At 33.2% G+C, this 23,054-nt stretch carries 20 protein-coding genes; 15 read left to right on the top strand and 5 right to left on the bottom strand.

What is annotated here, in order from left to right; genetic code table 11:
• The first annotated feature begins 19 nt into the window (after positions 1 to 19).
• The 14 genes from rpsO (at position 20) to ACTQ46_RS00760 (ending at position 15,119) form a co-directional block, all read left to right on the top strand.
• The gene (rpsO, locus tag ACTQ46_RS00825) at positions 20 to 286 is read left to right on the top strand and encodes a 30S ribosomal protein S15 (protein WP_441746691.1); all 267 of its coding nucleotides are present in this window, start codon (positions 20 to 22) and stop codon (positions 284 to 286) included.
• Between the two features lie 78 nt (positions 287 to 364).
• Positions 365 to 2,467 carry a polyribonucleotide nucleotidyltransferase gene (gene pnp, locus ACTQ46_RS00820; RefSeq protein WP_441746689.1) on the top strand — a complete coding sequence of 701 codons (2,103 nt, stop codon included), beginning with the start codon at positions 365 to 367 and terminating at the stop codon, positions 2,465 to 2,467.
• 54 nt (positions 2,468 to 2,521) lie between these two features.
• Positions 2,522 to 2,953 carry a dUTP diphosphatase gene (gene dut, locus ACTQ46_RS00815; protein ID WP_441746687.1) on the top strand — a complete coding sequence of 144 codons (432 nt, stop codon included), beginning with the start codon at positions 2,522 to 2,524 and terminating at the stop codon, positions 2,951 to 2,953.
• Positions 2,954 to 2,981: 28 nt separating this feature from the next.
• Positions 2,982 to 5,225, top strand: coding sequence for a DNA translocase FtsK (locus tag ACTQ46_RS00810; protein WP_441746685.1), 2,244 nt, complete (start codon positions 2,982 to 2,984; stop codon positions 5,223 to 5,225).
• The gene (gene pgsA, locus ACTQ46_RS00805) at positions 5,209 to 5,751 is read left to right on the top strand and encodes a CDP-diacylglycerol--glycerol-3-phosphate 3-phosphatidyltransferase (protein ID WP_441746684.1); all 543 of its coding nucleotides are present in this window, start codon (positions 5,209 to 5,211) and stop codon (positions 5,749 to 5,751) included. The genes ACTQ46_RS00810 and pgsA overlap by 17 nt, the downstream gene beginning before the upstream one ends.
• A 73-nt stretch (positions 5,752 to 5,824) precedes the next feature.
• On the top strand, positions 5,825 to 6,928 hold the full coding sequence (gene recA, locus ACTQ46_RS00800) for a recombinase RecA (RefSeq protein WP_441746682.1): 1,104 nt from the start codon (positions 5,825 to 5,827) through the stop codon (positions 6,926 to 6,928).
• A 24-nt stretch (positions 6,929 to 6,952) separates the two neighbouring features.
• Positions 6,953 to 7,930: a metallophosphoesterase family protein gene (locus ACTQ46_RS00795; protein WP_441746681.1), complete on the top strand. Its 978-nt coding sequence runs from the start codon at positions 6,953 to 6,955 to the stop codon at positions 7,928 to 7,930.
• Positions 7,911 to 9,362, top strand: coding sequence for an AAA family ATPase (locus ACTQ46_RS00790; RefSeq protein ID WP_441746679.1), 1,452 nt, complete (start codon positions 7,911 to 7,913; stop codon positions 9,360 to 9,362). Before ACTQ46_RS00795 ends, ACTQ46_RS00790 begins: the two co-directional genes overlap by 20 nt.
• The gene (locus ACTQ46_RS00785; protein WP_441746677.1) at positions 9,352 to 9,594 is read left to right on the top strand and encodes a hypothetical protein; all 243 of its coding nucleotides are present in this window, start codon (positions 9,352 to 9,354) and stop codon (positions 9,592 to 9,594) included. The genes ACTQ46_RS00790 and ACTQ46_RS00785 overlap by 11 nt, the downstream gene beginning before the upstream one ends.
• Positions 9,587 to 10,300, top strand: coding sequence for an AAA family ATPase (locus ACTQ46_RS00780; protein WP_441746675.1), 714 nt, complete (start codon positions 9,587 to 9,589; stop codon positions 10,298 to 10,300). The genes ACTQ46_RS00785 and ACTQ46_RS00780 overlap by 8 nt, the downstream gene beginning before the upstream one ends.
• An 81-nt stretch (positions 10,301 to 10,381) precedes the next feature.
• The gene (rny, locus tag ACTQ46_RS00775; RefSeq protein ID WP_441746781.1) at positions 10,382 to 11,920 is read left to right on the top strand and encodes a ribonuclease Y; all 1,539 of its coding nucleotides are present in this window, start codon (positions 10,382 to 10,384) and stop codon (positions 11,918 to 11,920) included.
• Between the two features lie 60 nt (positions 11,921 to 11,980).
• On the top strand, positions 11,981 to 12,793 hold the full coding sequence (locus ACTQ46_RS00770; RefSeq protein ID WP_441746673.1) for a PHP domain-containing protein: 813 nt from the start codon (positions 11,981 to 11,983) through the stop codon (positions 12,791 to 12,793).
• Positions 12,794 to 13,996: a pyridoxal phosphate-dependent aminotransferase gene (locus ACTQ46_RS00765; RefSeq protein ID WP_441746671.1), complete on the top strand. Its 1,203-nt coding sequence runs from the start codon at positions 12,794 to 12,796 to the stop codon at positions 13,994 to 13,996.
• Positions 13,997 to 14,147: 151 nt separating this feature from the next.
• Positions 14,148 to 15,119, top strand: a complete 972-nt coding sequence (locus tag ACTQ46_RS00760; RefSeq protein WP_441746669.1) for a tyrosine recombinase XerC — start codon at positions 14,148 to 14,150, stop codon at positions 15,117 to 15,119.
• 44 nt (positions 15,120 to 15,163) lie between these two features.
• Here ACTQ46_RS00760 and yneA read toward each other — a convergent pair whose 3' ends face one another.
• Positions 15,164 to 15,463, bottom strand: a complete 300-nt coding sequence (gene yneA, locus ACTQ46_RS00755; RefSeq protein ID WP_441746667.1) for a cell division suppressor protein YneA — start codon at positions 15,461 to 15,463, stop codon at positions 15,164 to 15,166.
• A gap of 181 nt (positions 15,464 to 15,644) precedes the next feature.
• Between yneA and lexA the strand changes: the two genes are divergently transcribed.
• A complete protein-coding gene (gene lexA / locus ACTQ46_RS00750) occupies positions 15,645 to 16,268 on the top strand; it encodes a transcriptional repressor LexA (RefSeq protein WP_441746665.1) in 624 nt (207 codons plus the stop codon).
• Between the two features lie 54 nt (positions 16,269 to 16,322).
• Here lexA and ACTQ46_RS00745 read toward each other — a convergent pair whose 3' ends face one another.
• From ACTQ46_RS00745 to mutS, 4 genes are read right to left on the bottom strand one after another with little or no spacing between them, the layout of a single operon-like run.
• A complete protein-coding gene (locus ACTQ46_RS00745; protein WP_441746663.1) occupies positions 16,323 to 17,594 on the bottom strand; it encodes a methionine gamma-lyase family protein in 1,272 nt (423 codons plus the stop codon).
• A gap of 15 nt (positions 17,595 to 17,609) precedes the next feature.
• Positions 17,610 to 18,527 (bottom strand): tRNA (adenosine(37)-N6)-dimethylallyltransferase MiaA, encoded by a 918-nt coding sequence (miaA, locus tag ACTQ46_RS00740; RefSeq protein WP_441746779.1) that lies wholly within the window; start codon positions 18,525 to 18,527, stop codon positions 17,610 to 17,612.
• Entirely contained in the window at positions 18,524 to 20,440 is a 1,917-nt protein-coding gene (gene mutL / locus ACTQ46_RS00735; RefSeq protein WP_441746661.1) for a DNA mismatch repair endonuclease MutL, read from the bottom strand. Before mutL ends, miaA begins: the two co-directional genes overlap by 4 nt.
• 3 nt (positions 20,441 to 20,443) lie before the next feature.
• Positions 20,444 to 23,047 carry a DNA mismatch repair protein MutS gene (mutS, locus tag ACTQ46_RS00730; RefSeq protein WP_441746660.1) on the bottom strand — a complete coding sequence of 868 codons (2,604 nt, stop codon included), beginning with the start codon at positions 23,045 to 23,047 and terminating at the stop codon, positions 20,444 to 20,446.
• Positions 23,048 to 23,054: the final 7 nt, after the last annotated feature.

Raw genomic sequence — 23,054 nt, 5'->3', positions numbered from 1 at the left:
AATAGGAGGAATCATTATTATGATGACATCAGAAGAAAAAAAACAAATTATCGATGAGTACAAAACAGCAGAGGGAGATACAGGCTCTCCAGAGGTTCAAATAGCATTATTAAGCTATAGAATCAGTTCTTTAACAGAACATTTAAAAACTCACAAAAGTGATCACCATTCTCGTAGGGGATTATTTAAGATGATTGGTAACAGAAGAGGTCTTCTTAACTATCTTAAATCTAAGGATATCGAAAGATATCGTGACTTAATCAAAAGATTAAATATCCGTGGTTAATGAATGAGGTTCTAAAGATAAGAGCGGTCTTAACCGCTCTTATCTTTAGTTATAAGCAAATCTTTTATTGGAGGAAAAATGACAAAAGAATATTCATATCAATTTAAAGGCAAAGAGTTAAAAATTACAATCGGGAAAGTAGCAGAACAGGCAGACGGTGCTTGCTTAGTGCAATATGAGGACAGTATCGTTCTCGTAACAGCTACTGCTTCCGACAAACCAAGAGAAGGTGTGGATTTCTTTCCTTTAAGTTGTGATTTCCAAGAAAAACTATACTCTGTCGGTAAAATCCCTGGCGGATTTATCAAAAGAGAAGGACGTCCTACAGAAAAAGGAATACTAACCTCACGTTTGATCGACAGACCGTTGCGACCATTATTTCCAGAAGGATATCATAATGACGTACAAGTAATCGCTACGGCACTATCTGTCGACCCGGATTACACTCCTGATATACTTTCGATGATTGGATCATCCGTTGCACTGACAATTTCTGATATTCCATTTATGGGCCCTACAGCAGCTATGAGTGTAGGTATTATCGATGGAGAAATCATATTATTTCCAAACCAGGAAGAAAAAGAAAAATCAGATCTTGAATTAACAGTTGCAGGAACAGAAGAAGCTATTATGATGGTAGAAGCAGGATGCAATATCGTATCTGAAGAAATGATATTAAATTCTATACTAGCTGCCCATGATGAGATTAAAAATATATGCCGCTTTATCAGTAATATTCAAAAAGACTGCGGTAAAGAAAAGAAAGAATATGAAATTAAAGCAGTAGATCCAGAATTAAATAAAAGTGTTCGCGAATTTGCAGAAGAACGCCTAATTAATATGATAAAAAATCCTGATAAGATGGCTAGACAAGATGAGCTAGGGGAACTAGAATCAGAAACATTAGAGCATTTTTCAATGCTCGAAGATAAAGATAAAGAAATAAAAGCAATTCTTGATGATATCGAAAGAGAAGAGGTCAGACGCTTAATTGTAGAGGACCATGTTCGTCCAGATAATAGAGATTTAGATGAAATCCGAAAAATCACTTGTGAACGAAGTCTGCTTCCTAGAGCCCATGGATCAGGTTTATTTACAAGGGGACAAACTCAAGTATTATCCATTACTACTTTAGGTGCACCTGGAGAAGTACAGAGATTAGACGGATTAATCGAAGAAGAAAACAAACGATATATGCATCAGTATAACTTCCCTCCATTTTGTGTAGGAGATACTAAACCTCTAAGAAGCCCTGGACGAAGAGAGATCGGCCATGGTGCATTAGCAGAAAGAGCAATTATTCCTGTCCTTCCAAAAGAGGAAGATTTCCCTTATACAATGCGTGTAGTATCAGAGGTTCTTAGTTCAAACGGATCCAGTTCTCAAGCATCTATCTGCGGATCGACATTATCTTTAATGGACGCAGGTGTGCCTATTTCAGCTCCTGTAGCAGGTATTGCAATGGGTCTTATCAAACAAGATGATAACGTGGTTGTCCTTTCTGATATTCAGGGATTAGAAGATCACTTAGGGGATATGGACTTTAAAGTAGCTGGAACAAAAGAAGGTATTACTGCACTACAGATGGATATAAAAATCAGCGGTATTAGCGAGGAAATTCTAAAAGAAGCTTTGGAAAAAGCTAGAAAAGGAAGACTATTCATCTTAGATAAAATGACAGCTCTTATTGCAGAACCAGAAGCTGATATTTCAAAATATGCTCCTAGAATTCTTACGATTAAAATTCATCCGGATAAAGTACGAGAAGTTATCGGACCAGGGGGGAAAGTAATAAATAAAATTATTGACGAAACTGGAGTTATTATTGAAACCCAAGATGACGGTACCATAAATGTAACTTCTGTAAATAGAGAAAATGGCGAAAAAGCTGTTAAAATGATTGAAGATATTGTTAAAGAAGTAGAAGCTGGAGAAACATACCTTGCTAAGATTACAAAGATTATGAATTTCGGAGCTTTTGCAGAGCTTCTTCCTGGTAAAGAAGGCTTAATTCACATTTCTAATATCGCCGATGAAAGAATTAATAAAGTGGAAGATGTGTTGTCTGTAGGAGATGAAGTAATGGTTAAAGTTACTGAAATCGATAAACAAGGCAGAATCAACCTTTCTAGAAAAGCTTTATTGCCGAGACCGGAAAGAAAAGAAAAAGAACAAGAATAATGACTAAAAAGGACATAGATGCTATATCTATGTCTTTTCTCATAAGGAGGAACTATGATTATAAATATAATTAACAAGAGTACGAACCCGTTGCCAGAATATGCTACTGAAGGATCGGCCGGAGTTGATATTAGAGCTGATCTTCAGGAAGATATTATATTAGATTCTTTAGACCGATTTTTGATACCCACTGGAATTTTTGTGGAAATACCAGAAGGATATGAAATTCAAATAAGAGCTCGCAGCGGTTTATCGATTAAAAAAGGACTTACTCTTGTAAATGCTGTAGGAACGATTGACAGCGACTATCGGGGTGAAATTATGGTTCCCATTATAAACTTGTCAAAAGAAAAAGCTGTAATTTCTCATGGTGAAAGAGTTGCGCAAATGATCTTAGCAAAATATGAGAGAATTGAGTTTAAAGAAGCAGAAGAGTTAAAAGATACCCAAAGAGGAGATGGAGGGTTCGGACATACCGGACTTTAATGTCCGCTAAATATTTGGAGCGTATAAAATGAGAAAAAAAAGAAAGACAAGTAAGAAAGCAAACAAACAACTGAATATTAATAAAACATCAGTATATGCTTTTTTGATACTCTTTTTTTTGATATCCTATGTTTTTATTTTTAATGAAAATATTGGTTTTGTAGGGAAAGGGCTTAAAAACATGTATTTTTATCTCTTTGGATTGGGCAGCTATGTATTGCCGCTGCTTATCTCCGCCCTTCTTGCAAGTTTTATCTTTCCTGATAAAATAGGCCGATATAGAAAAAAAATCATTGCTTGTATAGTTCTGTCTTTTGCATTGCTGATTTTTTTAGATAACAGGTTTAAGTATGGCACTGCTTTTTTGGATCGCTTTGATCCTCAATGGCAGTTGAACGCTAATGAGCCAAGATATGGAGTTATAGCAGCAGCCTTAAGCTACGCTAGTTTCAAAATGATAGGCGATCTTGGAATCTATATTGCATTCATATTATGCTTTTTCCTTTGCGGACTGGAGATTTTTGGATTAACGATTCGAGAATTTCTTTATGAATTAAGAGATATTGTAAAGATTGTTTATCAGAAAGCGAAAACAGCTGTAATGAAGATTAAAAACGATTCAACCTCGAGAAAAAATATTAATAATAAGGAAGAAATCAAGATACCAAAGAAAAAGAATATTCCAATAGTAGAGAAGAGAGAAATAGCAAAGAAAGATACAACTTCCAACACCCCGAAAAAACAGCCTCTTATTGTAGATTATAAAAACTCTGGGGAACAAATGACAGTAGAGGATTTTGATTTAAATATCGAAAAAAATAATCAAAATTATAAAATACCGCCATTAGAACTGCTTAAAAATCCAGCGGTTAAGAAAATTGATAATAAGGAAGAAGTACTACAAAAAGCTGATACTATCGAAAAGACCTTAGAAGAATTTGGAATTAAAGTTAAAGTTGTTCAGATTAACACAGGTCCAACAGTTACATGTTATGAAGTACAGCCGGCTCCAGGTGTTAAAGTAAGCCGAATCGTAAATATGGCTAATGATTTATCTTTAAATCTTGCTTCATCGGAAATAAGAATCGAAGCGCCGATTCCAGGAAAATCTGTAGTAGGTATAGAAGTTGCTAATGAGCTGAAAGATAATGTTTTATTAAAAGAAATCATTACATCAGATGAATTTAGAAATTTCGAAACAAAACTGCCTCTTGTACTAGGGAAAAATATCTCAGGAAAAGCCGTTGTATCTTCGATCGATTCTATGCCTCATTTATTAATAGCAGGTGCAACTGGAAGCGGAAAATCGGTATGTATAAATACCCTTCTTATAAGTCTTCTCTACCATAGCACGCCAGAGGATGTTAAACTAATCCTTATTGATCCAAAAGTTGTTGAATTAAGTATTTATAATGGAATTCCACACCTAGCTATACCTGTAGTGACGAATCCTAAAAAAGCCAGTTCTGCACTTAACTGGGCTGTTCGGGAAATGGAAAGAAGATATCAGATATTTTCAGAAAATCATGTACGGGATATAAAGTCTTATAACCGAAAAAACGAGGATCATTCCTTAGAACATTTGCCTTACATCGTCATCGTTATCGATGAGCTTTCAGACCTTATGATGGTAGCAGCCGGTGAAGTAGAGGATGCTATTTGCCGATTGGCACAAATGGCAAGAGCTTGTGGAATTCATTTGATTATTGCTACTCAAAGACCTACAGTAGACGTAATCACAGGTACAATAAAAGCAAATATTCCTTCTAGGATTTCTTTTCAGGTCACTTCTCAAATCGATTCCAGAACAATATTAGATATATCAGGAGCTGAAAAACTATTAGGAAAAGGAGATATGCTTTTCTTCCCATCGGGAATAAGTAAACCTAAAAGAATACAAGGCGCCTTTGTATCGGATCGGGAAGTTGAAAATATTGTAAATTATATTAAGGATCAGAATGAAACAAATTATGATGAAGTCATTTTAGAGGAGATCAAAAAAGTTCAAGAAGAATCTATTAAAGCTTCCAGCAATGATGATTTATACGACGAAGCTGTAAACCTTGTAGTTCAAGAACAGACTGCGTCAATCTCATTTCTTCAAAGGAAATTAAAAATAGGATACGCTAGAGCCGGACGGCTTATCGATGAAATGGAAGAAAACGGTGTTGTAAGCGGTTATGAAGGAAGCAAACCTAGAAAAGTGCTGAAAGATAAAAATTATTTATATGATGAAATAGAAGAAGGAGAAACAGATGAATATAGCCAATAAAATAACGACATTCAGAATGTTGCTGATTCCAGTATTTGTAATAGCGATTATAATAACAGGCCTAGATAGTGTAATTCCAGGGATTATATTTGTCGGAGCTGCATTAACGGATTTTATAGATGGATATCTTGCAAGAAGCCGCAATCTTGTAACAAATTTCGGAAAATTTATGGATCCTCTCGCAGATAAACTTCTTTCAACAACAGCTCTTATTATGCTGATCCAGTTAGAAAAAATAGCTGCTTGGATTGTAGTAGTCATTGTTGCTAGAGAATTTATTATTACAGGATTTAGAGTATTGGCTGCTTCAAATAATGTTACTATAGCTGCAAGCATCTGGGGCAAGTTTAAAACAACAACTCAATTTATTGCGATTATATTATTGTTGTTTAAAGAAACGCTGCTGCTTCGTTTTACATTTCCTTTAGATACGATATTTATTTATATTTCTTTGATCCTAACTATAATCTCTGCTGCAGATTATATTATTAAAAATAAAAATGTTCTAGACTTAAACAATATCTGATTGACAGAATCAAAGCTTTATTATACAATCAAATCAAGAACATAAGTTCTAAAGAATGAGGAAGGATGTTTATATGAAAAATTCTAAAGAAATGGAACAAAAACAAAGGGCTTTAGATGATGCCTTTTCTAAAATAGAAAAACAATTCGGAAAAGGTTCTGTCATGAGAATGGGAGATGCTCCCAAGATCAACATAGAAGCAATACCCACAGGGGCAATGAATCTAGATATTGCTTTAGGAGTCGGAGGTATACCAAAAGGCCGTATCATCGAAATATACGGCCCTGAATCTTCAGGAAAGACGACTCTTGCTCTTCATATTATTGCAGAAGCACAGAAAAGAAATGGATTAGCTGCTTTTATCGATGCTGAACATGCACTAGATGCTCAGTACGCAGAGAAACTAGGTGTAGACATTGATAATTTAATTATCTCTCAGCCGGACACAGGCGAGCAGGCATTAGAAATAGCAGAATCGTTAATCCGAAGCAGTGCTTTAGAAATTATTGTTGTAGACTCTGTAGCAGCCCTCGTACCAAGAGCTGAAATCGAAGGAGATATGGGGGATTCTCATATTGGACTTCAAGCAAGGCTGATGAGTCAAGCACTTCGTAAACTAGCGGGTGTAATTGCAAAATCTAATTGTACATTAGTATTTATTAATCAGCTTAGAGAAAAAGTAGGAGTCATGTTTGGAAATCCTGAGGTAACAACAGGAGGAAGAGCGCTAAAATTCTATGCTAGTGTTCGAATGGAGATCCGACGTGCAGAGCAGATCAAAGAGGGAGATACGGTTAAAGGAAACAGAACTCGTATCAAGATTGTTAAAAACAAAGTTGCTCCTCCTTTTAGACAAGTAGAGTTCGATATAATGTATGGCGAAGGGATTTCTAAGACAGGTACGATTTTAGATGTAGCAGTAGATGCAGATATTATTAAAAAATCTGGAGCTTGGTACAGCTACAAAGATGATAAGATCGGACAAGGTCGTGAAAAATCAAAAGATTTCCTCGATGAAAATCCAATTATAAAAAATGAAATTCTTAAACGTATTTACGATCATCATAATTTTAAATATGAAGAAGGTTTTTTTGATGTAGTCGAAGAAACTGAAATCAAATCAGGGGATAGTGATGTAGATACTGTTATAGAGGAAACTGAAATAATTGAGGAATAATATCCTCAATTTTTTCATTATAAAATGAAATTTTTGTTTTTTACAGATACCCATATTAGAGGAAATTCTCCTGTTTCCAGACTTGACAGATTTGAGGATACATTGAAAGAAAAAATCAAAGAGGTTAATAATATCGGTATCAAAGAAGAGGTAGATTTTTATATTCATGGAGGAGATTTGTTCGACCGGCCTGACGTTGCGATTCGGACTGTCGGAGAATTTGGCACGCTTTTTCAAAAATTTGAAAAGCCTACTTTTATTATCAGCGGTAATCACGATATTTATGGTCACAATCCAAATACATTAGGTAGATCGATGCTTGGATTGCTTTCTGAATTAGATGTATTTCATATCATTCGTAAAGATGAACCTATTATTGTGAAAGATAAAGATTTAAAGATTCAAATTAGCGGAAGTCCTTATGTTTATAATATCGACAGTGAAGAAAAAAATCTATATCATCCAAAAAGACTGGAAGATATAGACAAACATATATTGATCATACACAGCATGCTTTTAGAAAAACCATTTATCGAATCGATAGCCTATAGTCTAATTGAAGAAGTTCAAGACGACAATATCGACATTGTTTTATCTGGACATTATCACACTGGATATGGGAAAATCAAATACAATAATACTCTATTTGTAAACCCGGGGAGTTTAGTGCGGATAAGCAGTTCTAAACCCGAAAGAAAAAGAATACCTCAAGTAGCTATTATTGAAGTAAATAAAGAAGAGGTAAGCTGCAGACTGTTACCTTTAAAAACAGCTAAACCGGGCAGTGAAATTTTAAATATAAAAAGAGATGATTCAGAACTAAAACGATCTAATTTAGAAAATTTCAAATTACTTATGCGTCAAAATATAGACATAGATAATTATGATATAAAGGATATGCTTATGGACATCTCTAAAAATGAAAATATCCCTAAGCCCATATTAGATATGGCATTAGAACGACTTGCCGAGGCTGAATTTAATGATGAAAAAAATAAGTAGAATAGAAATTGTTAATTTCCAATCCCATAGTTATACAGACTTGTATCTAAGCGACGGTGTAAATGTTATAGTAGGGCCATCAGACAGCGGTAAAACAGCTATTATACGAGCAATCAAGTGGGTATTATTTAATGAGCCTTCTGGTTCTTCCTTTATAAAAAGGGGCGAAGAATATGCGAAGGTTGTTTTATATTTTAACGATAATACAATTATTGAACGAGGAAGAAGCAAGAAAAAAAATTATTATATACTGAAAAAAGATGACAAAGAAGAGCGGTATGAAGGTTTTGGCCATAATGTGCCTCAAGATATTGAAGAAGCAGCTGAAATTCATAAACTCAGCATCAACAATCAGAATATAATAGTAAGTATAGCAGATCAGCTTGAGAGTCCTTTTCTTATTACAGAGGCTCCTTCTGTGAAATCTACTGCTATTGGTATACTTGCTGGAACTGATATTATAGATAAAGCTTCTTCCAATCTCAGCAAAGAAATTTACGAAGAAAAAAATAATCTTAAGGCTCAAGAAAGTCTTCTTAAACTGCAGAAAGAAGAACTTTCTCAATATGAGTATTTAAAAGAAGAAAAAGAAAATCTTATAAAAATTAAAACAATTATAGATAAAGCAGAATTTCTTGAAAATCGTTTAGATAAACTATCTATCGTAAATCAAAGATATCTTTCTATAGTTCAAGAAATAAAAAATACTGAAAATGAATTATCTCGATTAAAGAATATATCAGAATTAGAAAATGTATTAGAATCTGCAATTCCAAGTATCAATCATCTTAAACTATTAAGCAGAATGTCCAAAAATAAGGAAATCCTTGAAAAAGAAGAAAGATTTTTAACAAATACCATCACAAAAACAAATCATCTGGAGAAAACTGAAAAATCAATTCTTGATTTAGAGCAGTATATCAAAAACTATTATCGTCTGAAACAATTTGCACTGAAGTGGACTTCGTTATCGAAAAACATTCAAAAATCTCAAAGACTTGTTAATAATATCAACATCAAAAAAATAAATGATGTCGAGAATCAAATAGAAGATAAACTATCGAGATATCAAAAGTTAGATCGTTTTTATAAAGACAATACAATACTTTCATCGAGAATAAAAAATGGAAATATCTATCTAGAACGTTATGAAAATCTAAAAGCAATTGAATCTATAACAGAGAATACTAACAATATGACAGAAAAATTAAAAACATATATTCAATTGCGAGACTGGTATCATGTGTTAAATAAAAATCAAGAAAATATCTTAACAGAAATTAACGGTCTAAACAATTCCATCCATAAGATGATTGCAAGCTATGAAGATATACTTAAAAATATAACTGCATGTCCGTACTGCAAAAGCCGGATCGACAGCAAACATAGAGAATCGATTGTTAATGAAATGAGGGACGACTATGGATTATGATATGAAACTAAGCCAGTTAAAAAAAGAATTAGATAAGGCAAAAACAGAAAGAACGAGAGCTGAAACGAAACTTGAGTCTTTAAATAAGCAAAAAGAAGATCTTCTTTTGCAATTTAAAGAATACAATATAGATCCAGAAAATATTGATCAAGAAATTGAAATTTTAAAAATAGAAATTGAAAGATTGTTAACAGAAGCGGATAATTTACTTCCTCGAGAAAGCCATGAATAATAGAGATAGGATTTTATCAGTAAAGACCCTTTATCAAAAAAAAGAAGAAAAATATATACAAGCTTTAGGAAGGCAAGAACAGATTTTAAAATTAATCAGTTCTACAGAGAATAAAATCAAAGAAATTGATACAGTAATTGATCAATTAACTAAAGTTGACTCTCTTTTTAAGATTACGTCGGATTATGCTAGACAGCAATCGAAAGAGCAGATAGAAACTATTGTATCCAATTGTTTATCATTAATTTTTGAAAAGCCCCTTCAATTTGTGGTTCAACTTAAAGAAATGCGCAATCGATCTTCTGCAGAATTTTATATATCCGAAGAAGGGATTGAACAGCCTTACGGCATACTTGATTCCAGAGGGGGAGGCGTAGTTGACATAGTTTCCTTGTCCCTTAGAATTGCATTTCTACTCAAATACAGACCTCGTATAGAAGGACCGTTAATATTAGATGAACCGGCAAAACATGTGAGTATGGATTATATTTATAATGTAGCAGATTTTTTGAAAAAAATCTCATTAGATTTTGAACGTCAGATAATACTGATTTCTCATGATGAGCATTTAGCTGCTATGGCAGAAAATAGTTACAGAGTTCAGAAAGAAGAGGACCATTCAAATGTTGAAATCAACCAATTTAATGGGGATTCTTCATCTTCTGTGAAACCTCGTTCACTTGACATTAGTAACAAATCATTATAAAATAAAATAGTAAATTTATCAAAATTTTAATAATTAAATGTATTTTGAAAATTGAATATTGAGTAAAGGAGGTGTATTGATATTAACTACATTACAATAATCGTAGCAATCATTACACTGGCAATAGGTCTTGTAATTGGCTATATATTGCGAAAGAACTCCGCTGAAAAACAAATTTCATCCGCTGAAGAATACTCTGCGAGAATTTTGGAAGATGCTGAAAAAGAAGCTGATTCCCGAAAGAAAGAACTTTTAGTAGAAGCTAAAGGTGAAATTCTTAAATTGCGTTCTGATCAAGAAAGTGAAAACAAAGAGCAGCGTAGAGAAATTAAGAAACTTGAAGATCGTATCGTTCAAAAGGAACTGAATATAGAGAAAAAAAGCGATTCCTTAGATCGGAAAACAGAACGATTAAACAACGAAATCAAAAAAGTGGAAGCAAAAGAAGCGAAGATTCAAGAAATTATAGACCAGCAATTGCAAGAACTTGAAAAAGTAGCAAACCTAACTACAGATGAAGCAAAGGGAATTTTGCTTGAAAATGTACGGGAAGAAACAGTTCAGGAACAAGCATCTATTATTAAGGAAATTGAAGCTAAAACTAAGGATCGTGCTGAAGAATATGCAAGGGAAATTATTTCTACAACAATCCAAAGATATGCAGCTGATAATGTAATAGAAGCTACTGTAACAGTTGTAAATCTGCCAAACGATGAAATGAAAGGCAGAATTATCGGCCGTGAAGGGCGTAATATTCGTGTATTCGAGACGATGACCGGAGTGGACTTGATCATTGATGATACACCAGAAGCAGTTGTTTTGTCTGCCTTTGATCCTGTTAGAAGAGAAATTGCAAGAATAACCTTAGAAAAGCTGATTGCCGATGGAAGAATTCATCCATCACGTATAGAAGACATGTATGGCAAAGCGAAAGCAGAAGTAGATGCTACTATACGCAAAGAGGGTGAAAATGCTTGTGATGAAGCAAATGTTCACGGTGTTCATCCAGAAATTATAAAACTTCTCGGAAAACTAAGATATCGAACAAGTTATGGTCAAAATGTCTTAAAACATTCTATAGAAGTTGCAAATCTTGCAGGTATGATCGCAGCTGAATTAGGTGCCGATGTCCGATTAGCAAAACGCGGCGGTCTTCTCCATGATATCGGAAAGGCAATTGATCATGAAATTGAAGGTCCTCATGTTGAATTAGGAGTAAATGCAGCGAAGCGCTACAAGGAGAAACCTGAAGTTATTAACTGTATTGAATCCCATCATGGAGATGTTGCACCAAATTCTGTAGAAGCTGTTTTAGTTCAAGCAGCGGATGCTATTTCCGCAGCAAGACCAGGAGCTCGAAGAGAGTCCTTGGAGAACTATATAAAACGTCTTGAGAATTTAGAAACAATCGCAAATTCTTTCGACGGGGTTGATACTTCATTCGCTATGCAGGCAGGTAGAGAATTGCGTATTATGGTTCAGCCTGATAATATTGATGAAAATAAATCTATACTATTAGCAAGAGATATCGCTAACGAAATAGAAAATCAATTAGAATATCCAGGGCAAATCAAAGTAAATGTAATTCGAGAAACCCGAGCAGTAGAGTATGCTAAATAATCCATTAAATGCACCTAAATTAATTTTTGGTGCATTTTCTTTTTTTTGGAGGTAATTTTTATGTTTGATATGCATATACATAGTACTAACTCAGATGGATGTTTATCTCCATCTGAGATATTTTCTAAATTAAAAAACGAAGATATGAAGGGTTCTATTACAGATCATGATAATTTAGAATATTACTTAAATTCGAAACACGATGAATTTTTTATTCCCGGTATAGAATTTGGATTGACTTATAAAAACGAAGAAGTACATATTTTAGCCTATTTTATAGATACTTATGATAAGGAACTCCTTGATTTAACTGTGAAACTACAAGAAGATCGAAATCGTAGAATTCATAAAACAGTCTTATTATTGTCGGATTTAGGTTTTTCTATTACTTATGAAGAAGTTGAAAGAAAATCAAAAGGAAAAATATTAAGCCGAAGCCATATTGGAGAACTTTTAGCGGAAAAAGGTTATACAGAATCGTTAAAGGAATCATTCCAAAAATATTTAAATCCCGGAAAACCTGCTTACGTTGATAAAAAAGCTATGGATGTGAAAGAAATACTTCGTATTATTCGAGATAATAAAGCGGTCAGTATTTTGGCCCATCCAAAAACTATTAAAGATGAAAATACAGTCATTGATATTATTAAAATGGGTATAGACGGCTTGGAAGTTGTTAATTCAAAACACCAATACCAAGATGTTGTTTATTATATTCATTTAGCAGATAAATATCATTTATTAAAAACATCTGGTTCTGATTGTCACGGTAAAGTATATAATGGTAAAATGTTATTAGGACACTATGGGATGAATTATAAAGCCTTAGAACCTATAATTCATTTGCATCAACTAAGAAAGAAGGGACTATAAATGTATATATCTGAAAAGGGAAATAATATTGCCCCCTCGCTAACATTGGCAATTAGCGCAAAAGCAAAAGAAATGATTAAAGAGGGAATTGATCTAGTTAATTTTACAGTAGGGGAACCTGATTTTGAAACACCTCAATATATTAAAGAAGGTGCTATCAAAGCTATCAATGAAGGTAAAACCCGATATACTGCTGCTTCAGGTATACCTGAATTAAAATCTGAGATATGTAAAAAATTTAAAGATTTTAATGGCTTAGAATATAGTAATGAAAATATCATAGTATCTACAGGTGCTAAGCAAACGATAGTTACAGCACTAATGAGTATATTAAATCCAGGAGACGAAGTTATTATACCTTCACCTTATTGGCTGAGTTACCCTGAAATGGTAAAGATCGGCGATGGAACTCCTGTTATTGTAGATACAAACAAGGATAATGATTTCAAAATCACAGTAGAACTATTAGATCAAAATAAGACAAAAAATACTAAATGTTTAATAATTAACAATCCATCCAATCCTTTAGGGATAGTTTACACAGAAGATGAATTAAGAAAAATTGCTGAATGGGCGGTGGATAATAATGTACTAGTCCTATCTGATGAAATTTATGAAGATTTGGTTTATGAAGGAAGACATATAAGTATTGCGAAATTTAACGAAGATATTAAAAATTTAACAATAACCGTTTCTGGTTTTTCTAAATCTTATGCTATGACAGGTTGGCGGTTAGGCTACTGTGCTGCGAATGCAGATATAATAGAAGCTATGAGCAGTTTTCAATCTCATATGACATCCAACCCTTCAAGTATTTCACAATATGCTGGTTTAACTGCTTTAAAGGATGATGACGGTTCAAAAGCCGAAATGATTAAACATTTTATTCGAAGAAGAAATTTAATAAAAGAATTAATTGAAAAAACTCCATTATTGTCTGTAGTGGACCCAAAAGGGGCTTTTTATGCATTTATTGACATTAGCCATATAAAAGGTCGACATTATAAATCAAAACCTATAGAAACTTCATTTGACGCGGCGAATATTTTACTTTCGGATTATGAGGTAGCGCTTTTGCCAGGTTTTGTATTTGGTAATGATGATTATATAAGGGTATCATATGCAACAAGCGATGAGATCATCGAAAAAGGTTTTAAGCGTATTAAGCGATTCATAAAAGACCTAGAAGACCAAAATGCATAGAATATAAGTCGGGGGAGACACATAAAGAGAGCTGTTTAAGAAAATTTGACTTAAACAGCTCTCTTTAGTAAAATAATAATAGTCACAAAATTATAGTTTTGTGACAAAATAGATAGAAAATATATCAAAAACTAAAAAAGGACAAAAAAACATGAACCCTACCATTCTCAATGACTATGTGGAGTATCTTTCCACCATTAAAGGAAGATCTAACGGAACGATTACAGAATATACTTATGATATTTCAAATTTTTTAAAATTCATCACGGCTTCAAAAAATTCTATCACTGTAAATGCCGAAACTCTTAAAGAAATTTCTATTTTGAATTTCAAGACGGATGAATTAGTGCATATTACATTAAAAGATATTCATGCCTATATGACATTCTTAGATCGAGTTGCTCATAATTCAACTTCAACGAGAGCTCGTAAAATAGCTTCTATTAAATCATTCTTTAAATATGTAGTAAATATACGAAAAATTATGAAGATCAATCCAGCAGAACTATTAGACACCCCTGCGAAAAGCTCTAGAAATCCAGTATATCTCACATTAGACGAGTCTATACAGCTTATACAATCCGTAGAAACCACGAAAAATGAGATCTTTCGAACAAGAGATCGAGCGATATTAGTCCTTTTCCTCAATTGCGGACTCCGGTTGTCAGAATTAGCCAGCATCAATATAGATAAAATTCGAGCTAATAATACTCTCCAAGTTGTTGGAAAAGGCGATAAAGAAAGAACAATCTATTTGAATGAGGCTTCTATGGAAGCAATAACTGATTATTTGCGAATCAGACCTGACGTGCAGAATGAGCCTGCATTATTTTTAAGTATGCGAAAGAGCCGATTGAGTACTCGAGCTATACAGCATAGAGTCGAACACTATTTAAAAATTGCAGGATTTGACACAAACATATATTCTACTCACAAATTAAGACACACTGCAGCGACACTTATGTTCAAGTACGGTGAAGTTGATATACGAATTCTTCAAGAAATATTAGGTCACGAATCCGTTTCAACAACACAAATTTATACCCATTTAGATGATGAAGGTCTTCGCTCTGCAGTAAGCAAAAATCCCTTAAATATTAAAAGCAGTAAAAAAGATAGCTGAAAAAGTCTTATACTTTTCATATAGCTATCTTTTTTTAATATGATTTAGTTTTCAGAAGGTAATATCAATTGTTCTCCTGGCATAACAGCCGCCTTTTTCATGTTGTTTAAACGCTTAATATTCGCGATATAGTCTCTTGTATCTATATTTTCGAATTTGTATTCTTCTGCTATTTTCCATAATGTGTCTCCATAAGCCACTGTATATAATTTTTGATCTTCATTATTTTCTAAACCGTATGATTTTATTTGGAAAAATAAAGATCCCATTGTTAAAAATAAAATACTCAATAAAACTATAATAAATATTGAAAATCTTGTTTTATTTACTACACGTAATCTCATTTTAAATCCTCCATATAGTCTAAACGTTCGATACATTTGTTCTGTTTCTTAAATTATAAACGAACATATGTATCGTGTCAAGGATTGATTTCGAACTATTGTTTGCGAATAAAACCCTTCTATGTTACAATAATGTTAAAGTAATTAACGATAATAAATATCCTAGATAGGAGGAAATTTTATGTATGATGATTTAAATCAACGTCAGATAGATATATTTACCTTTATTAAAAGACAAATAAAATATCGAGGCTATCCTCCTGCAATTAGAGAAATTTGCGAAGGGTTAAATATAAATTCTACATCTACTGTTCACAGCAATATTTTGAAATTAGAAGAAAAAGGTTATCTTCGACGAGATCCGCAAAAGAACAGGGCCTTAGAAATTATTGATAATGAATTCGATGATGAAGTAAATAAAAAAGATACTTTCGACGTTCCCATTGTTGGAAAAGTTACTGCAGGGATGCCGATACTCGCTATAGAAAATATTGAGGATACCTTCCCCCTGCCTTTAGAACTATCTTCAAAAGGAACCTTATTTATATTAACGGTTCAAGGTGAATCAATGATCGAAGCAGGGATATTAAACGGGGATAAGATTATTGTAAGAAAACAAAACACTGCCAACAATGGCGACATCGTTGTAGCAATGATGGATGAATCGGCAACGGTAAAGAGATTTTATAAACATAGCGACCATATAGAGCTTCGTCCGGAGAATTCTAGTATGTATCCAATATTAGTAAAAGATGTGGAAATACTTGGTAAGGTTGTTGGATTATATAGAAGTGATATCCGATAGAATTTACAATATTATAAAAAAACGGCTGGAGTAGAATTCTCTCCCGCCGTTTTTTTATAATAAATTATTGTTTTTTAGATTCTGCAGAACCATCATTAATGCCAATTTGCATTGATAATAAGACAATCCCCCCTGGTAGTATACACAGTACGGTTCTCTTAGCGGGCCATCGGCACTTAGTTCGATAGACGACCCGTCAATAAAGCTGCCAGATGCCATTATAATTTCATTCTCATAACCAGGCATTGGCCAAGGCTGAGGCGAAACATATGAGTCTACTGAAGCTGCTTTTTGAATAGATTGACAAAATTGAATAACTTTTTCAGGTTCCTTTAATATTATTGCTTGTATAATATCGTATCTTTCTTCATGGATATCTGGTATTGTTTTATAGCCTTTTTTATGAAAAGCGAGTGCAAACAGCTTGCTGCCTTTCATCGCTTCCATGACAACTTTTGGTGCAAAATACAGACCTTGAAGAGTTAATCGTGTCGTATTGAAAGAGAGACCTACTTCTTTTCCTAGTCCTGGTGCAGTAAGACGATTGGCAATTCTTTGAATGATTTTATGCGAGCTCACAATATAACCGCCAGAAACGGCGATGCCGCCGCTTAAATTTTTAATTAATGAACCTGCACAAAGATCGGCTCCAATTTCAATAGGTTCTTTTTTTTGAGTAAATTCTCCATAGCAGTTGTCTACCATAATAATAATATTCGGATATTTCTCTTTAATTATTCCAATTATTTTTTCCATATCTTCTAAAGATATTGCAGAACGAAGACTATAGCCTGTCGATCTTTGAATTAACAATAGTTTCGTATTAGTTCTGACCTCTTTAAGAATCTTATCCCCTTGAAGTTTATTCCCGTTTAATGGAACTTCAGAATACTCTATCCCCTGTTCTATTAGAGTACAGGGCTCGTCTCCTGTGATTCCTATAACCTGCTGCATTGTATCATATGGAGTACCTGAAATAGACAGCAGATGGTCTCCAGGAAGCAGTATGCCGTTTAAACATAATGCTAAGGCATGAGTACCCGATGCTATACTAGGGCGGACAAGCGCATCTTCCGATTTAAATATTCGAGCAAATATTCTTTCAGCTTTATCTCTTCCGTCGTCGCCATATCCGTAACCGGTAGTTCCTTTAAAATCCGTAGAGGATAATTTTTCCTCATGAAATGCATTCAAAACCTTAAAAGTATTATATTCTTCTATTTCATCTAATAAGTAAAAGTCTTTTTTTATTGATTTATCGATTTCTTTTACTTCTTCATAGATATCATTTTCTATATTATATAAATCTAGCCATTCTTTATCCAAAATATTACCTACTTTTTATTTAATCAGATTTTCTATTTTTTTATAGTTATGTTCATAATCTTTAACTAAATCGAACCATATAATGCGTCTATCTCTTCGAAACCATGTAAGCTGTCGTTTAGCATATCTTCGACTATTTCTTTTTATCAAATGGATCATTTCGTCCTTGGTGGTTTTACCGTATAAATAATCAATTGCTTCACGATAACCGATCGCTTTAAATCCATGAGAATTCGGGTCGTATCTTCTTATTAATTGTTGAGTTTCTTCAATTAAACCTTCTTCCAACATCAGATCTACTCGTTGGTTAATACGTTCATAAAGAGTTTCGCGATCTGTATTTAAGCCGATCATTATAAAATCATAACTGTCATTCTCGGATAATTCTTTATTATATTCCGTTGACATGGGCCTTCCGCTTGATTCATATACTTCTATAGCCCTTATTATGCGATGGGCATTTCTTGAATCAATTCTTTTTGCGGAATCTGGGTCAATTTTTTTTAGATGATCATAAACATAGGAAAGACCATATTGCTCTGCTTTTTTATTCCATTTTTTTCGAATACCTGTGTCAGCTTTTGTCTTTTGAAAATGGAGCTTATAGGCTAGAGAATTTATATATAAACCTGTTCCGCCAGCTATAATTGGGATTATATTTTTTTTATTTAGATGCTCTATAATAGTAAATGCTTTTTCTTGAAAATCATTTACAGAAAAATTCTGATCGGGATCTATAACATCTATAAGATGATGTTTAATCCCTTCTTTTTCATTTTCCTTTACTTTTGCTGTTCCAATATCCATTCCCCTATAAATCTGCATAGAATCTGCAGATATGATTTCACTGTTTAATACTTTTGCTAACTCTATACTTAATTTTGTTTTTCCAACTGCTGTTGGACCTACAATAATAATTGCTTTTTTCATTATTTTATCCTGCTGAATATTTTTTCAATATCTGTTTTTGTAATTTGAATCAATGTAGGCCTCCCATGGGGGCAAGTAAAGGGGTATTCTGCTGCAGAAAGCTGTTTTAATAATGATTCTATTTCAAGAGCAGAAAGATGATCGCCTGCTTTCACTGCAGCTTTGCAAGATTTCATTATAATTTTATTTCGAAGGGAATCAATGTCTTTATCACTGCCTCCAAAAGAATCAAATATTTCAATAAGCAGCTTCTCCCCTTCGATGTTTCCTAAAACTACTGGGAAAGCCCTTAAAATTAAATGAGAGTCATCGAAAAGATCCAGTTCATACCCTAGCCTTTCAAATATACTTCTATTCTCTTCAAAGGCTCTGATTTCATCTTCTTTCATAGTAAGAATTACAGGTGAAATCAATTGTTGGGAAGAAATGCTATTATTCTTATAATTTTCAGTAAATTTTTCAAATAGAATTCTTTCATGAGCTGCATGCTGATCTAGGAGATACAGATTTTCTTTGCCTGTTTCCTTAAATAAAATATAAGTATCGTATAGTACAGTTATAATTGTACAGTTATCCAATTTTGGAAAGGCAGGTTTCTCTAGGCGTTTATCTTCTGTTTCATCTTGATGAAAATTAATCTGAGAGGAAGAATAAGGGATTTCTTTTTCTTCCACATGAAATTTTTTCACTAAGGGCTTTGAAATTATTTTTGTATCCTCTATCAAAAGTTCTTGATTTTCTTCTAAGGGGAGGATTCTTTCTATTTTTTTATCGTTTATCTGATGATTAGGTTTGAATAAATTATAACTGTCTTTTGTTAAGGAATCTTTTTTTCCGTATACTTTTTCAATAATTTCTTTTTCTTGATCTGCAGCAATATTTTCTAATCTTTTAACCTCAGGGGCTTTTTTCCTTATATCAATACCGGGAATTTCAATACCTGATTTAAGCTGTTTAGCAAATTCTTCTTTGATATCTCTTAATATATCATCGATAATATTGATTTTTACTTTTTGTTTATTCGGGTGAATATTAACATCAATTAAAGAAGGAGAAATTTCTAAGAAAAGCTGAAATACCGGATATTTTCCATTGGGTATTACGCTCGTGTAATTGTCTTCAACAGCCCGCTGTATATCTTTGTTTTCTACATATCTGCCATTTATAAAAAGATATTGTAATCCTCGATTTCCTCGATAATAGTTATTATTTGAAGTTAATCCAGAAAAATGATAGTTTTTGTTTTTTATATTAATCTCCACCATATTATCAACTAGAGAACTGTCGAACAATTCACGAAGATTTTCTTTTAGACTTCCTTGTACAGTTTCAAAAACAACTCGATTATCTTTAATATATTTGAAACTGATATTAGTATTCGAAAGGGCAAAACGATACATCATATTTGTGATAATATTTGCTTCCGTACTGTCTTTTCGAAGGAATTTTTTTCGAACAGGAATACTCTCAAAAAGGTTGGTTATTGTAAGTACAGTTCCCCTATTCATCGCAATCGGTGTTATAGCTGAAAAAATACCGTTATGAATATTTAAGAAGGCGCCCGCTGTTTCATTTTCTGTTTTTGTTTTGATGCTAACATCAGCGGCGGCAGCAACACTTGCTAATGCTTCTCCACGAAAACCTAAAGAATAAATTTGATATAGATCATCGAATTCCTTAAGTTTCGATGTAGCATGCCTCTTAAAAGCCATCAACAGATCATCTTTATGGATGCCGGAACCATTATCTATGATTTGTATAAAGGACTTGCCTCCATCTTTAATTTCAACAGTAATGGAATCTGCTTTCGCATCTATAGAGTTTTCAACCAACTCTTTTACGATAGATCCCGGCCGCTCGATTACTTCTCCTGCAGCAATTTTTTGTATCGTCTCTGAAGATAATAGCTCGATCATGAATTACTCACCCCCTATCGTTTTTGCTTTCTCTATTAGCGAATTTAATTTATCCATAGCTTGAAGCGGTGTTAAATTATGAATATCTACATCTACTATTTCTTCAATAAACCTCAGCTCTTTAACTTTATTGAAGTCCATTTGATTTTCGCTGATAGTTTGAATATTATTTGAATTTTTATCGTTTTTTGTAAATTCTTTTTCTTCAATTTTATTTAGCAGTTCTTTCGCACGCTTTATTATCACTGGAGGAAGCCCTGCTAGTTTTGCAACCTCGATCCCATAACTCTTGTCTGATTTTCCTTTAATGATCTTTCTTAAGAAGATAATATCGTCTTTATATTCTTCGATTTGTATTTTTAAATTTACCACATTTTTTAATACATGTTCTAATTCTGTCAATTCGTGATAATGTGTAGCAAAGAGTGTCTTTGCTTTTATATTTTTTGAAATATATTCTAAGATGGACCAGGCTATACTTAAACCGTCGAAGGTGCTAGTACCTCTGCCGACTTCATCTAAAATAAGCAGACTATCTGTAGTTGCATTTCGAAGAATATTGCTCATTTCATTCATTTCAACCATGAATGTAGACTCGCCGCTGTATAAATTGTCTGATGCCCCGATACGAGTAAATATTTTATCGACAATGGATATATTTGCCGTTTCGCATGGAACAAAAGATCCGATTTGAGCCATTACGACGACCAAAGCGATCTGTCTTAAATAGGTTGATTTACCGCTCATATTAGGACCGGTGATTATCTGAATATTATCTCTTCCATTGCCTATGGTAATATTATTGGCTATAAAGTTTTCTTTTCCAATGCTTTGCTCTACGACCGGGTGGCGGCTGTCTACAATATCCATAATACCCACATTATTCAATTGGGGTGTTGTATAATTATTTTTCTTGGAAATAAAAGCTAAACAACTAGCAACATCTAAGAAGGAAATAATTTGAGATGTTTGTTTAATTCTATCCATTTTGTCTAAAACTTCTTCTCGAATTGAATTAAAGATGCTATATTCAAGCTCTGAGATCTCATTTTCAGAATCTAAAATCATACTCTGAATTTCTAAAAGTTCAGAAGTTATAAATCGGTCAGAATTTGTTAATGTCTGTTTTTTTATATACTCTTCAGGTACTTTTGACAAATGGCTCTTTGTTATATCGATAAAATATCCAAGTTTTTTATTAAAAACAATTTTTAAATTCTTAATATTCAGTCGGTTCTTTTCCCTTTGTTCAAATTCGATCAGCCTTTTTTGTCCTTCTACTTTATTATTTCGAATTTTATCTAACTTTTTATTGAAGCCGTCTTTGATTAAATTTCCTTCCGTTATATTAATAGGCGGTTCTTCAACTATAGATGCATGTATCAACTGATATAGATCTTCTAAAGTATCAATTTGATTTCCAGTGTTCTCTAATACTGTGGTCTCTGAGTGAATAAGAAGTTCTTTAAGCTGAGGCAGTAAAAAGATTGAATTTTTTAAAGATAGCAGATCTCTCCCATTAGCTTTAGAATAAGCTAATTTACCAATAATTCTCTCCAAATCATAAATATCTTTTAAAATTTCTTGAAGATTTCCATTTAGTTCCTGACTATTATAAAAGGCTTCTACATATTGCTGTCGATATAATATAGTTTCTCGATTCATTAAAGGCCGCTCAAGATACGATCTTAATAATCGTGATCCCATAGATGTTTGTGTTTTATCCAATACATCAAAAAGAGAACCCTTTTTAGTTTTTGTATATAAATTTTTTAAGATTTCAAGATTTACTATGCTGTGCGCATCAATATCAAGATACTCTTTATATTCATAATATCGAGGATTCTTGAGATGGAGAAGCTTATCTTCTTGGTATTTATAAACAAATCTTAAGATATAATTTAACGCTGACAGACCTGTAATTTTATTTTGATATACTCTTAAACCGTCGACTGAAAAATAATTTTCCAGATCTTTAAGGGGATTCTCGGATACTGCTAATGTGTTTTTGGTAAAAGTTATTTGGTATTGATTTTTTAAGTGTTGGATTGTGCTCTCGTCTATATTTTCTTCATCGTAAATAATCTCAACCGGCTGAATTCTAGTAATTTCGTTTTCTATATCATTGCCTTGATTAGCACTAGAAGGAATTTCTGTGAATTGGATCTCTCCAGTGGTGATATCACAATAGGATATGCCGTATATCCCATCAATGTTCACAAGGCTCATTAAATAATTATTTAAATCATGATCAATGGATTCTGAATTAATAACGGTACCTGGAGTAATGATTCGAATAATATCCCTTTTTAAAAGCCCTTTGGCAAGTTTCGGATCTTCCATCTGCTCGCAGATTGCAACTTTATAGCCTTTGGAAACTAATTTTGAAATATAAATATCAGCAACATGATGAGGCACACCGCACATAGGACATTTTTGATTATCCCCGCAGTCTCTTTTCGTCATTACAATCTCCAATTCGCGAGAAGCTACTTTTGCATCCTCAAAAAACATTTCGTAAAAATCTCCTAAACGAAAAAAGAGGATGCAGTCTGGATTTTTTTCTTTTAAATCTAAATACTGCTGCATCATAGGAGTATAAGCCATTTGAACC

The sequence above is a fragment of the Gallicola sp. Sow4_E12 genome (assembly GCF_052116305.1).
GTDB lineage: Bacteria > Bacillota > Clostridia > Tissierellales > Peptoniphilaceae > JBQKLI01.
This window is presented reverse-complemented; position numbering and strand designations above follow the sequence as displayed.